The sequence below is a fragment of the Streptomyces hebeiensis genome (genome assembly GCF_052983195.1).
On record NZ_CM129812.1, the window covers coordinates 4,751,286 to 4,766,610 of the forward strand.

The window sequence follows — 15,325 nt, forward strand, 5'->3', positions numbered from 1 at the left end:
ACGTAGCCGACCTGCTGGGCAGCAGGACTCATGCCGTGGCCGCCAGACGCTCTGCGATGCGCGCGCTCAGCAGCGGCGGCCCGACGGAGTCGACCGTGATCCGGCGCGCCTGACCCGTCTGCGTCAACGTGCGCAGAAGAACCCCGGAGCGCACCCGGAAGAGGTACCGGAAGCCGTACCGCGTACGCCGGCCGCACGCCTGCGCGGTGCGCGACACGTCGATCAGGACCGGCCCCTCGGCGCCGGGAACCGGCAGCAGGTCGTGCACGCCGGTGGACTCCGCCAGAACGCGCACGGCGGTCCGGCGGAGGGTGGCATCCGCCGTCTCGGGCGCCCCCTCCGCGAAGCCCCAGCCCCCGGCGTGCCGCAGGGTCAAGGCGTGCCCCCGCTCGTTCACGAGCACGGCGCCGGCCCGGACGACGGGGCAGCGGCTCTTGTGTGGACAGTTGCGTTCCCGCGCATGGTCGACCATCGAGTTGAACAGCGGCGTCAGTGCGTCGGTTTCGCCGGGGTGCTGATGCAGGTAGCCGTTCAGCTCCTCAGGCGCGTGGCCGCCTCGGGAATGCGGTTCCCGGGACGGCCTCCCGTGGCTACCGCCCGGCGGACGCGGCCGATCGCCTGCGTACCAGGTGGCCGGCGAGGAGCGCCAGGTCCACGGCCAGGGCGACGGCCGCCAGGACGGTCAGCCAGACCGGCCCGCCGGTGGCGAGGTTGTCGGCCAGGTAGCTGACCAGAATCAGGGAGAGGACCACCTGCTGGACGTCGCCGCGCTGCCACCACCGCGCGCGGGGAGCGGCCTCCTGCTCGGCGAGGTCCAGCGCGTACAGCTCTACGGGGCCGAACTCCTCCTCGGGCGCGCGTCCCGAGGTGGCGAGGTGCTGGGCGGCCTCCTCGGTGAGTTCGGCGGCGCGGGCGCCGGGCACTTCGTGCCGTTCCTCCAGCAGCCGGGTCAGATCACGCAGCCAGTCCTCGGGCGCGATGTCTTTCCGGGCGTCCGTCCGAGACTTCATCTTGTGTCTCCTTCATGGTTGGGGGCCGGGGTGCGGCGCGTGGTCCACCAGAGCGGCAGGAGGCCCAGTACGCACAGGGCCGGGGCCGGAAGGCGGCCCAGGGTGGTCGTGGGCAGGGTGGTGAGGGCCGCTGCCGCGAGCAGCGCCGCCACCAGGGCGGCGGCTCCCCAGCCGGCCGCGCTACGGCACCGGGAACGCGGAAGGGGCACCGCGAGGCAGGCACTCGGCAGGGCGACGGCGGCGAGGAGCGACGTGCCGACCAGCCCGGCAAGGGACAGCGTCAGCATGGTCCCGTCCGCGATCCACAGGTAGGCGCCGGCCACCAGGACGGCCAGCCCCGTCGATGCGACGGCGGCCGAGACATGGTCCGCCTGGGTCAGGCCGTCCCGGCGCCGGCCGGCGCGTTCCTCGGGCGGTATGCGGTCGCGGACGACGGCGGTCGCGTACTCCTCCGGTGTGCCGAAGGCGTCCTCGGGTGTCTCCCCGCTGTCCGCGCAGTGCTGGGCGACCTCGTCGAGGACGGTGTCGGCGGTGGCCCTGTCCACCGACCGCACCGCCAGTTCCAGCCGTACCCGGGCGTTCCACCGGGTCAACTCGTCCGTCATCCCCGCTCCTTCACGGCCCGGTCGAGCAGTCCGTCCATCGCGCCGGAGAACCGCTGCCAGCTCTCGGCCTCCTCGTGCAGCCGGGCGCGCCCGGCGTCGGTGAGCCGGTAGACCTTGCGTCCGGGGCCGCCCTCCCCGGGCTCCCAGCGGGCCTCCACCAGCCCCTCGGTCTCCATCCGGCCGAGCACCGGATACAGCGCCCCGCCGCGAATGGTGCCGAACCCATGGGCGGCCAACCGCTGGACCAGCGCGTACCCGTGCTGATCCGCCTCGGCCAGCGCGGCGGCGAGCGCGAGTGGCAGCACTCCGCGCAGCCAGCCCGCCGAGGGCTCCGCCGTGGGCATCCGTAACCAACCCCGCTCTCTACTCTTCGATCTCGACTAGTTCGTTTTCAGAGTAGCGGGGTTCTCGTGCTCGCGTCGAGTCGGAGGTCGAGTCGGCGGCCGGCCCCGGATCGGGGCGCGCTCTCAGGAAACGTTCAGGGAGCGGCGCTAATCTGCGCGCCGAACTCATGGGCATCCGGGTATGAGGAGGCGGGTCGTGGGGCGCGGAGGGCAGTCGCTGGCACGGGTTGCGGTGATCGTGCGGGCCGGGGCGGTGCCGCTGTGGTGGCTCGGCGTCCTGGCCACCGGAATCGGGCTCCTGCTGCCCGGCCTGACGGGCCGCCGGATCGGCCTGTACGCGGGTGCCGCGCTCTTCGTCGTCGTCGCGGCGGTCGTCGCGATGGTGCGCCGGGGCCGGTACCGCGCCTGGGCGGACCGTGCGTCCCGGGCGGCGAAGTACGACTACCTCCAGGACCGTGCCGTCACCTCGCGCAACTGGCGGCGTGCCCACCGCTGGTGGCTGCTGGCCGGGTTCCTCGTGGCGGTCGGGAGTTCGTTCGCGCTGCCCGGCGCCGGCGGGCCCGCGCTGGCGGGCGCGGGCGCCGGGCTGTGGCTCAAGGCGGCCTGGCTGGGCCGCCGGGAGCGGCGCGACGAGGCGCTGCTGTGGGTACGGACGGACTGGGCCGGGACCGGGCGGCCGACGGGCAAGCTGGTGAAGGGGTACCGGACCACGGGCCTCGCGGCCGGCGACGCGGCCCCCGGCGGGGCGCGTCGCCGCCGCTGAACCGGTACGGCCGCTGAACCGGTACGGCCGCTGAACCGGTACGGCCGCTGAACCGGTACGGCCGTAACTCCGTATCCGTAAGACCCGTAGCGGTGCCGCCCGGCGCGCTCGCGGAGTTCCCGGCGCTCGGTCGGCGCTTCCGGCGCTCAGACCTCCAGGCGGCTCTCGATCTTGGCCAGTTGGTGGCGTGCCATCGCCAGGTTCGCCCGGCCCTTGTCCAGCGCCAGGTACAGGAACAGGCCGGTATTGCCCCGTCCCTTGAGCAGCCGGATCAGGTGGTACTGCGTTCCGAGAGTGATCAGGATGTCCTCGATCTCGTCCTTGATGCCGAGCATCTCCAGGGTGCGGACCTTGGCCCGCACCACGTCGGTGTTGCCCGCCGCCGCGACCGTGAGATCGAGGTCCTTGCCGCCGCCGACCGTACCGAGGGCCATGCCGCTGGAGTAGTCCACGAGCGCGGCGCCCAGCGCTCCTTCTATGGAGGTGGTGGCTTCCTTGAGAGCGGCTTCGGTGTTGGCCATGGATGTCGCACTTCCTTTCCGTCCGAGGGCGCTCCGGGGAATTCCGGGCGCCTGGGTACCGCGAGTGGCTGGGGCGGGGCCCGCGCCCCGGCCCGGGATCGGGTCGCGTGGGGGCCCAGGGGGCCGGTCCGGGGCGGGGGTTGGGACAAGGTCCGGGACAGGGACAGGGGCAGGGGCAGGGGTTCTCAGGCGTTCTCCAGTCGTTCGAGCGCGCCGTCCACCAGCTCGCCGATCCGGGTGCTGGACCTGCGCGCCTCCAGATGGAGGCGGCCCACGTTGATCCGGGGCTCGGCCAGTACCGTCAGGACCGCGGAGGAGCCCGCCGCGTACGTCGCGACGTAGCCGTCCTCGCCGCGGACCAGCAGCTCGCGGAAGCCGCCCTGGCCCGTGGCGTCCGTCAGGCGCAGCGAGACGCCCAGCGCGGCGGCCGTGAGCGCGGCCACCCCCTCGGCTTCCACGTTCGTCGCGTCCGACGCCAGCACCAGGCCGTCGGCGCTGGCCGCGAGCGCCCCGGTGAGCTGGGGGAGCCGGGCCCGCAGGCGCCTGAGTTCACCGAGTACGTCGGCTTCCGCCGTCATCAGCTGTCTCCTCTCGGCGCGCTGCCGCAGAGCGCGCCCCATGACGGTGCGGCGAGGGCCCGGTACTCCGCGGGGAGTCAGAGTCACAGGCTTTCCTCCAGGGCGTCGCGGAGCCGGCGTAACAGGGCGGTGTCCGGGTCGGCGGCCACTGTCGCGACCCAGGAGGGAACCGTCGCGGGCGCGGCGGCCGGTTCGTCGGGGGTTTCCAGCAGTCCGGCCGCGGCCAGCCGCCGGATGTCGAGAAGGGTGTGGAACGCGGGGCGGCCCAGCGCACGGGCGAGGGCCACCGGGGTCCGCGTGCCGTCCGCCAGCGACAGCAGGGCGTGCTGTCCGCGGGTGACCACCTGGCCGGGGGAGGGCGCGCGGGGTGTCACCGGTGCGGTGTCGACGGCCGGGTACGGCCAGACGGAGTCGAGGAGTTCGAGCCGTCGCGCGATCTCGCGCGCGACGGCCGCCGCGGGCACGGGCCGTACGGGGCCGATCCAGTGCTGGGCGCCGTGCCGGAACCGGGTGGGGCCGCCGCCGGGCGTGAGGGCGAAGTACGCGGCGTCGAACAGCGCGCCCACGTGGCATATCTCCAACTCGCCCTCGTGCAGCCGGCCGCTCTCCACGAGGAACCGGCCGACCGTGCGGCGCGCACCGGCCCGGTCGACGGCTTCCTCCCAGTCGGCGTGCGACAGTCGGCCGCCCGTGGTGAGCAGGATGTCGATGCCGGGGGCCGCGGGGCTCTCGGCGTGCACCACCCGGCCGTCGGCCAGGTAGAGCGTGCCGTGGTCGCGGAGCAGGGCGCCGGTGGCGTGTTCGTCCGCCAGCCGTACGAGCATCGGGACGACCTCCGAGGGCCCTGATGGCTCCGGGGGGCCCGAGCGGCCGGGGGGACCCGGTATCGGAAACGGCGGGAGCGGAGGAGGCGGTGGCGGCGGTGGCGGAGGAGGTGGTGGCGGTGGGGCCGCCTGGGGTGTCGCCGGGGCCGGACCGGGGTCGCGGGCCGGTGCCGCCGACGGGTGCGGCGCCGCATGGGGCGCGGGGTGGGACGTCGGGGGCGGCGTCGGCGCGGGGGGCGGGGACGGCCGGCGGACGGGCAGCCGGCGCGGGGGAGGCGGAGGGGAAGAGGTCATTCGAGCACCAGCCGTTCAGCAAGCTGTCTGAGCCGTAATCGCGCCAGTGCCAGGTTGCCGCGGTCACGGTCGAGCCAGAGGTGCAGAAACACGCTGCTGTCGAACGTCGTGTCGACAAAGCTCACTATGTGATATCCGGTGCGGGTAGTGACGATCAGGTCCTCGACCGGCGGGCCCTTGTCGGGATCGCCGGAGTCTGTGGGGCCGCCGCCGTCGGCAGGGCCGGTGGCGCCGTGGACGGAGTGCCCGTCCCGGCCGCCCCGTGCGGCGGGACGCCCCGGCACGGGGGCCGGGGCGAAGGCGGTGAACTCCGCCGCCGCTCTCGCCAGTTCGGCCGTCTCCGCCGCGGTCGCCTCGTAGTCGCCGTTGGGCGACTCGCCCGCCGTGCCGAGCGCGAGGCCGCTCGTCCAGTCGACGATCGCCGCGCCGCGCGCTCCGGGCAGGCTCATGGCCTCGTGCAGACACGCGTCGATTCCGGGCACGCGGACTCCCCTCCAGCCGGGCATGCGGGCACACCTGTCCTGCGGACGCACGTACCGTGCGGGCGCACTTGTGTGCGGCAGTAGTCGTGAGGTTACGCAACGTCCGAATCTCAGGCGGAAGTTCTGGCAATTTCCAGCCGAACATGACGATCGAGGAACGGGAGGTACGGGCAGGTACGGGAAAATGGCCGGAAATGGCCACAGTTGTGTGTCCGGCGCGGGAACTTTTCGTGCGGTGGCGGCTTCTGGGGAGGCGCCGTTCACCCCGGAGCACCGGGTTCGGCGGCCCGGGGCCCGGTTCGCGCCCCGGTCCTGCCCCCGTCCGTACCCCGTCCGTGCGCCGCCCCGCGGGCCGGCTCAGCCGTCCAGGAGTGCGTCGGTGTGGTCCCCGCCGGACTCGGTGACGACCTCTTCGACGCTCTGGGCGGCCCGTACGGTCGCGAAGCGCACGTCGCCGCCGGTCGTCACGGTGAAGCCCAGGACGGCCGGCCGGGCCAGGCTGTTGTAGGCGTAGTGATTCGTGAAGTAGTACGCGCCGGTGTCAAGGGCCGCGACGAGATCGCCCTGGGAGAGCAGCGGCAACGGCCGGTTCTCGGCGAGCAGGTCGCCCGCGAAGCACGCCGGGCCCGCGATGTCCTGCGCGACCGCCGGGCCCGTCCTGGGGCGGCCCTCGGCGTCGTACGCGGCGATGCGCAGCGGCCAGGAGACCGGGTCGTAGACGGTGCGGGTGGCCACCTGGGCGCCCGCGTGGGTGACCGCGATGGGGCGGCCCCCGGCGGACTTCGCATACTCCACCCGGGTGAGGACCGTGCCGTGTTTCGCGAGCAGAGAACGTCCGAATTCCGTCACCAGTCCATAGCGCCCGTCCAGCAGACCGGGAACGGTGTCCTTCAGCAGCCGGGCGTACGCGCCATGGCCCGGGATCTCCTCGTCGGAGGCGAAGTTGACGGGGACACCGCCGCCGATGTCGAGGGTGTCGATCTGCCGGCGCCCGGCCGCCGCGTTGATCTCCTCGGCCAGCTCGAAGACGGCCCGTACGCCCTGGGTCATGAGGTCCAGGGGGACGCCCTGCGAGCCGGAGTGCGTGTGCAGCCGGGTCAGCCAGGGGCGGTCCAGGTACGCCTGGACGACCCAGGCGCGGGCGCCCTCGTCGCGCAGCGCGACACCGAACTTGGAGGTGGCGGTCGCGGTGGACAGCGCGCCGATGGACCCGGCGCCGACCTGGGCGTTGACCCGCAGTCCGCAGGGCGCTCCCGGCGCCCCCGGCCCGGCGGCGGCGACGAGGGCGTCCAGCCGGGCCAGCTCCTCGGGGTTGTCGGCATTGAGGGCGATGCCGAGCGCGAGGGCCTCGCGCAGCTCCGTGATGGTCTTGGCGGGGGAGTCGAGGACGGTGCGGTCGGCCGGTACGCCCGCGGCGCGCGCGAGTGCCAGTTCGCCGGGGCTCGCGACCTCGGCGCCGATGCCCTCGACGGCCAGTAGGCGCAGCACCGGCACGAGCGGCGCGGCCTTCACGGCGAAGGCGTGCAGCACCGGGGTACCGGGGGCGGTGACGGCGTCGAAGGCGGTGCGGAGCGCGGCGGCGGAGGCCCGGATCCCGGCCACGTCGAGCAGCGCGACGACGGGTGACGCGTCGCTGATCAGGCCCTGCGCCACGGCGGCGCGCACGGCCCGGTCGCGGCGGGCCGCGCGCCCCGCGGCCCCGCCGTCGGCGCCCTCGCCGGCCGGGGCGAGGCCCGTGCCGCCGGGGGCGCCGGGCGCGTCGCCCGGAAGGCTGGGCGCGTCGGCCGGGGTGCCGCGTGTGTCGGCCGGGGTGCTGGACGCGTCGGCCCGGGTGCCGCCCTGGGGCGCGTCCCGGCTGCCCGTCCGGCTGCCGTCCTGGGCGTTCCGTATGCCGCCGTCCCCGCTTCGCGGGGGGCGCGCCGGGGAGTGCTCACCAGAGGCCATGCATGCCAGCCAATCATCCCAAGGCCCGCCACGCAGCTGTTGACTATAAGTATTCATCGATCCAAGATGTGAATAGATCGGTCAACAGGTCCACTCGGAGGAGGCATCGCCATGTCAGGACCCCGCCCCGTACGGGCGCCGCGCGGTACGGAACTGAGCACCCTGGGATGGCAGCAGGAAGCCGCGCTCCGCATGCTCCAGAACAACCTGGACCCCGAGGTCGCGGAGCACCCCGACAAGCTCGTCGTCTACGGCGGCACGGGCAAGGCCGCCCGCGACTGGCGCTCGTTCGACGCCATGGTCCGTACGCTGCGGACGCTGAAGCAGGACGAGACGATGCTCGTCCAGTCCGGCCGGCCGGTGGGCGTCATGCAGACGCACGAATGGGCGCCGCGCGTCCTGCTCGCCAACTCCAACCTGGTCGGCGACTGGGCGAACTGGGAGGAGTTCCGGCGCCTGGAGGCCCTTGGCCTGACCATGTACGGGCAGATGACCGCCGGCTCCTGGATCTACATCGGCACGCAGGGCATCCTCCAGGGCACCTACGAGACCTTCGCCGCCGTCGCCGCCAAACGCTTCGGGGGCAGCCTCGCCGGCACGATCACGCTCACCGCGGGCCTCGGCGGCATGGGCGGCGCCCAGCCGCTCGCCGTGACCATGAACGACGGCGTGGCGATCTGTATCGACTGCGACCCGCGCGCGATCGAGCGCCGTATCGAGCACCGCTACCTCGACGTGAAGGCCGACAGCCTGGAGCACGCGCTCCAACTGGCGACCGAGGCCCGTGACGCCCGCCGCCCGCTCTCCGTCGGCCTGCTCGGCAACGCGGCGGAACTGCTGCCCCGCATGCTCGCCGAGGGCGCGCCCATCGACATCGTCACGGACCAGACCTCCGCGCACGACCCGCTCTCCTACCTCCCGCTCGGCGTCGACTTCGCCGACATGGCCTCGTACGCGGCCGAGAAGCCCGCCGACTTCACCCAGCGCGCCCGGGAGTCGATGGCGCGGCATGTGGAGGCGATGGTCGGCTTCCTGGACGCCGGTGCCGAGGTCTTCGACTACGGCAACTCCATCCGCGGCGAGGCGCGGCTGGCCGGATACGACCGGGCCTTCGCCTTCCCCGGCTTCGTGCCCGCCTATATCCGGCCGCTGTTCTGCGAGGGGAAGGGGCCGTTCCGCTGGGCGGCCCTGTCCGGCGAGGCGTCCGACATCCACAAGACCGACCGGGCGATGCTCGATCTCTTCCCGGAGAACGAGTCCCTGCGCCGCTGGATCACCCTGGCCGGGGAACGCGTCCACTTCCAGGGCCTGCCCGCCCGGATCTGCTGGCTCGGCTACGGCGAGCGCGACAAGGCCGGCGAGCGCTTCAACGACATGGTCGCCTCCGGAGAACTCGCCGCCCCGCTGGCCATCGGCCGCGACCACCTGGACTGCGGCTCGGTCGCCTCCCCGTACCGGGAGACCGAGGCGATGCTCGACGGCTCCGACGCCATCGCCGACTGGCCGCTGCTCAACGCCATGGTCAACGTCGCATCAGGCGCCTCCTGGGTCTCCCTGCACCACGGCGGCGGCGTCGGCATGGGCCGCTCCATCCACGCCGGACAGGTCTCGGTCGCGGACGGCACGAAACTCGCGGGCGAGAAGATCCGCCGCGTCCTGACCAACGACCCCGGCATGGGCGTCATCCGCCATGTCGACGCGGGCTACGACAGCGCGGAGTCGGTCGCCGCCGAGCGCGGGGTCCGCGTCCCGATGCACGAGGGCGGGGCCGCGGACGCGGGCGGCGGCGTGGGTGGCGCCGAGAGCGCGGGCGGGTCCCCGGACCGGGAAGCCGCCACGGCCGAAGGCGGCGCCGCGTGACCCGGCCCGCCACGCCCGGCCCCACAGGTACGGGCGCTCCCGGGAACCCGGGTCCCGGGAACCCGGGCCCCGGCCCCGCCGGTACGGGCGCGGTGCCCGGGGCCGCCGCTCGGGCCGACGGGCCGGACGCGGCCGACCAGGCCGACGGCGTCGCCCGGGGCAGCGCGGCCGACCGGACCGACACGGTCACCCACCGGCCTCCCTCCTTCCACGAGATGTGGCGCGATCTCGCGCCCCTGGGCCGGGACGCCGGCAGTCACGGCTACCGCCGCTATGCCTGGACCGCCGCTGATACCGACTGCCGTGCATGGTTCCGGGCGCAGGCCGAGGCCCGCGGGCTGGTCCACGAGGTGGACCGCAACGGCAACCAGTGGGCCTGGCTCGGTGACCCGCTCGCCGGTGACGCCGTCGTGACGGGGTCCCACCTGGACTCCGTCCCCGACGGCGGGGCCTTCGACGGGCCGCTCGGTGTCGTCTCCTCCTTCGCCGCGCTCGATGAACTGCGCCGCCGGGGCGCGCGGTTCACCAGGCCCCTTGCCCTCACCAACTTCGGTGACGAGGAAGGCGCCCGGTTCGGACTCGCCTGCGTCGGATCCCGGCTCACCGCCGGACAGCTCACCCCCGAGCAGGCCCATGAACTGCGTGACGGCGCCGGTGTCCCGCTGCCGAAGGCCATGGAGGCCGCCGGTCAGGACCCGTCCGCGCTCGGACCCGACCGCGAACGCCTCGCCAGGATCGGTGCGTTCGTGGAGCTGCACATCGAGCAGGGCCGGGCCCTGGACCTGTCCGGCGACCCCGTCGGCATCGCCTCCGCGATCTGGCCGCACGGCCGCTGGCGGTTCGACTTCCGAGGCGAGGCCAACCACGCGGGCACCACCCGCCTGGCCGACCGCCGCGACCCCATGCTCACCTACGCCGAGACCGTCCTCGCCGCCCGCCGTGAGGCGGAACTGGCCGGAGCCCTCGCCACCTTCGGCAAGATCTCCGTCGAACCCAACGGCGTCAACGCCATCCCCTCCCTCGTCCGCGGCTGGCTGGATTCACGCGCTTCCGACCCGGCCGCGCTTGACACCGTGGTCGCCGGCATCGAGGCCGCGGCCCGTGAGCACGCGGACCGCGCCGGGATCGAGCTGAGCGTCGTACGGGAGTCCTTCACCCCGGTGGTCGAGTTCGAGCACGCCCTGCGGGACGAGCTCGGCTCGATCCTCCGCCGGAGCTCCGGCGGACGGCCCGTCCCCGTCCTCGGCACCGGCGCCGGGCACGACGCGGGCATTTTGTCCGGCTCCATCCCGACGGCCATGCTGTTCGTACGGAACCCGACCGGCGTCTCGCACTCGCCGGCCGAGTCCGCGGCGGAGGACGACTGTGTGGCCGGGGTCCTGGCCCTGGCCGACGTACTGGAAGGACTCGCGTGCTCATGACGACGCATCCGGCGGCCGTGACCCCGCGGGGCACGGCGGCGCCGTCCTCCCCGCCGCCGGCGTACGCAACACCGCGGGCCTCCCCGGCGGCACCTGCCTTCCCACGGGAAACCCCAGCGGAGCAACCAGTGGACCCCCCGGCGGCGTCCGCACCGGGATCCTCTTCCCGCGCGGCGTCCCACGCCGCGACCGCGTCGGCCGCCTCCGGGTCGAGGACCCGGGCCGCCGGGCGGCCCCGGACCCCGAAGACCGTGGCGTCCGACAGGACGCAGGTCACCGACGCCCCGCCCGCCCCGCACCCGGGGCCGGACACCCAGGTCCCGCCCGACCCGGACACGCACGAGACCACCTACTGGCTCGAACACGCCTGGCTCGAGAGCCATGTCGAGCACGGCGTGACCATCGGGGTCACCGGCGGCCGGATCGCCGCCGTCAGCACCCGGGCCGACACCCCGCCGCCCGGTGCCACGGTGCTGCGCGGACTCACCCTCCCCGGGCTCGCCAACGCCCACTCGCACGCCTTCCACCGCGCCCTGCGCTCCACCGTCCAGGTCGGCTCCGGCACCTTCTGGACCTGGCGCGAGGTCATGTACGGCATCGCCGCCAAGCTCACGCCCGAGAACTACCACGCACTCGCCCGCGCCGTGTACGCCGAGATGGCGCTGGCCGGCATCACCTCCGTCGGTGAATTCCACTACCTCCACCACGCGCCGGACGGCACGCCCTACGACAACCCGAACGCGATGGGCGAGGCCCTTCTCGCGGCCGCCGCCGAGGCCGGAATCCGGATCACGCTCCTCGACACCGCCTATCTCGCCTCCGGCATCAGCGACCGGCGCGGTGGCAAGCCACCCGAGCGCCACCAGCTCCGCTTCTCCGACGGCACCGCCGACGCCTGGGCCGAGCGCGCGTCGGCCCTCGAGGACAGCGACCACGCCCTGATCGGCGCGGCGATCCACTCCGTACGGGCCGTGCCCGCAGAGCAGCTCGCGACCGTCGCGGAATGGGCCGAGGCGCGGGACGCCCCACTGCATGTCCACCTCTCCGAGCAGACCGCAGAGAACGACGCCTGCCTCGCCGTCCACGGCCGCACCCCCACCAGGCTCCTCGCCGATCACGGCGTCCTGGGCAGCCGCACCACCGGCGTCCACAACACGCACCTCACCGACGAGGACATCGCCCTGCTGGGCTCCTCCCGCACCGGCACCTGCATGTGTCCCACCACCGAACGCGATCTCGCCGACGGCATCGGCCCGGCCGCCCGGCTCCAGGAGGCCGGCTCGCCCCTGTCCCTCGGCAGCGACAGCCATGCCGTCATCGACCTCCTCGAAGAGGCCCGCGCGATGGAACTCGACGAACGGCTGCGCACCCGCCGACGCGGCCACTGGACGGCCAATGCCCTCCTGCGCGCCGCCACCGCCGACGGTCACGCGGCGCTCGGCCGGCCGGACGCGGGCCGGATCGAGCGCGGCGCGCTCGCCGACCTCGTCACGATCGCCCTGGACTCGGTCAGGACCGCCGGCACCCTGCCCCGGCTCGGAGCGGAGACCGCCGTATTCGCCGCCTCCGCGGCGGATGTACGCCACACGGTCGTGGGCGGCCGGCATCTCGTACGGGACGGGGTCCACACCCTGATCCCGGACGTGCCCACCGCCCTGGCCGCGTCGGTCGCCGCCCTGCGGGGCTGAGGGGTCCTTGCCCTACGGGCGTCCGATCAGGTCGCGCGACCCGGACGGGCATGGGGCGAGGACCCCCGAACCCGCCGGGCCCGGACAGGGACGGCCACCGTCCCGCACCCGGCTCCGGGCCGGCCCCTCCCCGATCCCCGAGCGCGCGTCCGCCGAGCCCCCCGTTCCCGGCGGACGCGCCCACCCCCCTCCCGCGCGCGCCACCGAAGGAGAACACCCCCGCGATGACGACCACCGCCCCGGCGGCGAGCACCGCCAGCGCAGGCACGACCGCCATCACCAACATCGCCGCACTGGTCACCAACGACCCCTCCCTCGGTGACGGGACCCCCCTCGGCCTGATCCAGGACGCGGCCGTCGTCATCGACGGCGACCGCGTCGCCTGGGTCGGTGAGTCAAGCAAAGCACCCGCCACTGACAACGCCGTCGACGCCGGCGGCCGGGCCGTGATCCCCGGCTTCGTCGACTCCCACTCCCACCTCGTCTTCGCGGGCGACCGCACCCAGGAGTTCAACGCCCGGATGTCCGGCCGCGCCTACTCCGCCGGCGGCATCCGCACCACCGTCGCCGCCACCCGCGCCGCCACCGACGCCCAGCTCGACGGCAACGTCGCCCGCTACCTCGCCGAGGCGCTGCGCCAGGGCACGACCACCATGGAGACCAAGTCGGGCTACGGCCTGACCGTCGAGGACGAGGCCCGGGCCCTGCGCATCGCCCGCGAGCACACCGACGAGGTCACCTACCTCGGCGCGCACATCGTCCCGCCCGACCACGCCGACGACCCCGCCGCGTACGTCGACCTCGTCACCGGGCCCATGCTCGACGCCTGCGCCCCGTACGCGCGTTGGATCGACGTCTTCTGCGAGGAGGGCGCCTTCGACGGGGACCAGGCGCGTGCGATCCTCACCGCGGGCCGGGCGAAGGGCCTGATCCCCCGCGTCCACGCCAACCAGCTCTCGTACGGTCCCGGCGTGCGCCTCGCCGTGGAACTCGGTGCCGCCTCCGCCGATCACTGCACGCATCTGACCGACGCCGACGTCGACGCGCTCGCCCACGGCCCGACCGTGGCCACGCTGCTGCCGGGGGCGGAGTTCTCCACCCGCGCCGACTGGCCCGACGCCCGCCGCCTGCTCGACGCGGGAGCGACCGTGGCGCTCTCCACGGACTGCAATCCGGGCTCGTCCTTCACCTCGTCCATGCCGTTCTGCGTCGCCCTCGCCGTACGGGACATGGGCCTCACCCCGGACGAGGCGGTCTGGTCGGCCACGGCGGGCGGCGCGGCCGCCCTGCGCCGCTCCGACGTCGGCCGGATCGCCTCCGGCGCCCGCGCCGACCTGGCCCTGCTCGACGCGCCGAGCCATGTGCACCTCGCGTACCGCCCGGGCGTGCCGCTGGTCTCCGCGGTCTGGCGGGGCGGCCGACGCGTCCACTGACCAGCGCGTCGGTCGACGGGGCGCGTGTCGGCCGGCGGGCCGACCGGTGAACGCGCCGGTCGGCCGACCCGCGGGTCCCACGGCTCCCGGCCGGCCGCCCTCAGCCCTTCAGCGCCGCAACCTCGTCGATCTTCGGCCGCAGCTTGCGCACCGCCCAGGTCTTCACGTACGGCTTCAACCGCCGCCGCATCGTCTCGAAGTGCTCGTCCCCCCGCGCCGACGACACGTGCTCGTAGTCGTCCAGGAACTGCCACCAGCTGACGCACGCCGCTTCCAGGTGCCCGAGTTCGAGCTGGCGCTGGGCCAGCACGGCGAGGAAGTGCACCCTGCCCTGCCGCTCGTTCTTCGCCTGCGTCTTCAGCGACTGCTGGAGCGCCGTTATCGACCCCGGCAGGTCCTTGAACTCGTACAGGACGTGCGACATGTGGAACAGGTACGCGGTGTGGTCGTAACCGCCCACCGACTCGCGCCGGTTGTCCGCCTTCGTCAGCGCGGTCTCCGTCTCGCGCAACCGGGCGAACGCCTGGCGCTTGTCGCCGACCATCGCCGCCGAGTGCGCCTGCTGCCCGGACAGGAACGCCCGCAGCCGCGGTCCCGCCTTCGGCGACGCCTCGGCGGCCGAGTCGGCCAGTTCCAGGGCGCGTTTGCCGTAGCCGAGGTTGGACGCCTGGAGCGACATGCCGCGCAGCGTACGGCAGTACGTGACATGGTCCTCCGCCGCGCCCGCCAGCTCCAGCGCCCGCAGGTAGTACTGCTGGCCGAGGCCGTGCGCGCGCTCGTACATCGCCATCCACCCCGTCAGGTAGACCAGGTCGGAGGCCGCCGACAGCATGTCCTTGCGTACGGCCTCGGGCGCCTCCGCCTTCAGCCACGGCATCACCGTGTTCACGAGGAACGCGGCGGCCATGGGCCGCGCGTGTCCGCCGCCGAGTTCATCGAGGATGTCCGCTATTCGGTCCGTCATCGTGCGTACGGCCTGTACTTGCGGGGCCCCGATCCGGACCGTCGGCTTCCCCGCCGGTGGCGCGTTCCGGTCGGCGGCCTGCGCCAGATCCGGGAACAGCGGCACCACGATGGCGGCGGAGAACAGCCCTGCGGCGATCACATTGCGGCGCGACGGGTCCATATCGGCCCTTCCCATGTCGACCAACTCTTCCAAGGTGTTGACACCAGAAGAGCCGGGCGGGGCGGACGGGCCAAGAGCGCCAGGAGTTCCAGGAGTGCCGTCGGCGCCCGAAGTGAGAGAAGTGAGAATGGATGTGTATGTGGAGGACACAACCGGCAGGCCGGCTTCCGCATGGGTCACCGGACGCCCCAGCTTGCGCGAGAACGCCTCGACGATCAGTGGTCTGACCTGCTCCTTCGGCATGGTCCCCGCCACCCAGTGAGAGACCGCGGACTGGTCGTAGCGGAGTTCGAGGCCCGCTTCCGCGCCGATGCGATTGACGATCTGTGCGAACTGGGATCGTGACCATTTCGCCTGATCGAGCAGGTTCGCCAACCCGGTATTGGGCGTGCGTGAGTGACGTGAGTTACTCGCCATGTTTTTAACTCCCCC

The 15,325-nt window shown here is 73.7% G+C and carries 15 protein-coding genes; 5 read left to right on the plus strand and 10 right to left on the minus strand.

Annotation, left to right across the window (positions count from 1 at the left end):
• Positions 1 to 28 precede the first annotated feature (28 nt).
• The 4 genes from ACU6P3_RS20505 to ACU6P3_RS20520 form a co-directional block, all read right to left on the minus strand.
• The gene (locus tag ACU6P3_RS20505) at positions 29 to 376 is read right to left on the minus strand and encodes an NUDIX hydrolase (protein ID WP_514414737.1); all 348 of its coding nucleotides are present in this window, start codon (positions 374 to 376) and stop codon (positions 29 to 31) included.
• Positions 377 to 590: 214 nt separating this feature from the next.
• Positions 591 to 1,010, minus strand: coding sequence for a hypothetical protein (locus ACU6P3_RS20510; protein WP_447193559.1), 420 nt, complete (start codon positions 1,008 to 1,010; stop codon positions 591 to 593).
• Positions 1,007 to 1,615, minus strand: a complete 609-nt coding sequence (locus tag ACU6P3_RS20515) for a hypothetical protein (protein WP_447193560.1) — start codon at positions 1,613 to 1,615, stop codon at positions 1,007 to 1,009. The genes ACU6P3_RS20510 and ACU6P3_RS20515 overlap by 4 nt, the downstream gene beginning before the upstream one ends.
• A complete protein-coding gene (locus ACU6P3_RS20520) occupies positions 1,612 to 1,959 on the minus strand; it encodes a PadR family transcriptional regulator (protein ID WP_447193561.1) in 348 nt (115 codons plus the stop codon). The genes ACU6P3_RS20515 and ACU6P3_RS20520 overlap by 4 nt, the downstream gene beginning before the upstream one ends.
• Before the next feature lie 196 nt (positions 1,960 to 2,155).
• Here ACU6P3_RS20520 and ACU6P3_RS20525 point away from each other — a divergent pair, with 196 nt between their 5' ends.
• The gene (locus ACU6P3_RS20525; protein ID WP_447193562.1) at positions 2,156 to 2,722 is read left to right on the plus strand and encodes a hypothetical protein; all 567 of its coding nucleotides are present in this window, start codon (positions 2,156 to 2,158) and stop codon (positions 2,720 to 2,722) included.
• A gap of 146 nt (positions 2,723 to 2,868) precedes the next feature.
• On the opposite strand, the gene ACU6P3_RS20530 is transcribed toward ACU6P3_RS20525, so the two are convergent.
• From ACU6P3_RS20530 to ACU6P3_RS20550, 5 genes are all read right to left on the minus strand, one after another.
• Positions 2,869 to 3,243 (minus strand): hypothetical protein, encoded by a 375-nt coding sequence (locus ACU6P3_RS20530; protein ID WP_030747461.1) that lies wholly within the window; start codon positions 3,241 to 3,243, stop codon positions 2,869 to 2,871.
• Positions 3,244 to 3,428: 185 nt separating this feature from the next.
• The gene (locus tag ACU6P3_RS20535; RefSeq protein ID WP_030747458.1) at positions 3,429 to 3,821 is read right to left on the minus strand and encodes a roadblock/LC7 domain-containing protein; all 393 of its coding nucleotides are present in this window, start codon (positions 3,819 to 3,821) and stop codon (positions 3,429 to 3,431) included.
• An 83-nt stretch (positions 3,822 to 3,904) separates the two neighbouring features.
• The gene (locus ACU6P3_RS20540; protein WP_447193563.1) at positions 3,905 to 4,645 is read right to left on the minus strand and encodes a transcriptional regulator; all 741 of its coding nucleotides are present in this window, start codon (positions 4,643 to 4,645) and stop codon (positions 3,905 to 3,907) included.
• A 290-nt stretch (positions 4,646 to 4,935) separates the two neighbouring features.
• Positions 4,936 to 5,421, minus strand: a complete 486-nt coding sequence (locus ACU6P3_RS20545; RefSeq protein ID WP_030747453.1) for a hypothetical protein — start codon at positions 5,419 to 5,421, stop codon at positions 4,936 to 4,938.
• 357 nt (positions 5,422 to 5,778) lie between these two features.
• A complete protein-coding gene (locus tag ACU6P3_RS20550; protein ID WP_447193564.1) occupies positions 5,779 to 7,365 on the minus strand; it encodes a type III PLP-dependent enzyme domain-containing protein in 1,587 nt (528 codons plus the stop codon).
• 111 nt (positions 7,366 to 7,476) lie between these two features.
• Here ACU6P3_RS20550 and hutU point away from each other — a divergent pair, with 111 nt between their 5' ends.
• The 4 genes from hutU to hutI all read left to right on the plus strand — a co-directional run bounded on the left by hutU (position 7,477) and on the right by hutI (position 13,767).
• Entirely contained in the window at positions 7,477 to 9,225 is a 1,749-nt protein-coding gene (gene hutU / locus ACU6P3_RS20555; RefSeq protein WP_447193565.1) for a urocanate hydratase, read from the plus strand.
• A 215-nt stretch (positions 9,226 to 9,440) separates the two neighbouring features.
• Positions 9,441 to 10,646, plus strand: coding sequence for an allantoate amidohydrolase (locus ACU6P3_RS20560; RefSeq protein ID WP_447197985.1), 1,206 nt, complete (start codon positions 9,441 to 9,443; stop codon positions 10,644 to 10,646).
• A 251-nt stretch (positions 10,647 to 10,897) separates the two neighbouring features.
• Positions 10,898 to 12,334, plus strand: coding sequence for a formimidoylglutamate deiminase (locus ACU6P3_RS20565; RefSeq protein ID WP_447193566.1), 1,437 nt, complete (start codon positions 10,898 to 10,900; stop codon positions 12,332 to 12,334).
• Between the two features lie 224 nt (positions 12,335 to 12,558).
• Positions 12,559 to 13,767, plus strand: a complete 1,209-nt coding sequence (gene hutI, locus ACU6P3_RS20570; protein WP_447193567.1) for an imidazolonepropionase — start codon at positions 12,559 to 12,561, stop codon at positions 13,765 to 13,767.
• 100 nt (positions 13,768 to 13,867) lie between these two features.
• Here hutI and ACU6P3_RS20575 read toward each other — a convergent pair whose 3' ends face one another.
• The gene (locus ACU6P3_RS20575; protein WP_447193568.1) at positions 13,868 to 15,310 is read right to left on the minus strand and encodes an NsdA family TPR-like regulatory protein; all 1,443 of its coding nucleotides are present in this window, start codon (positions 15,308 to 15,310) and stop codon (positions 13,868 to 13,870) included.
• Positions 15,311 to 15,325 lie beyond the last annotated feature (15 nt).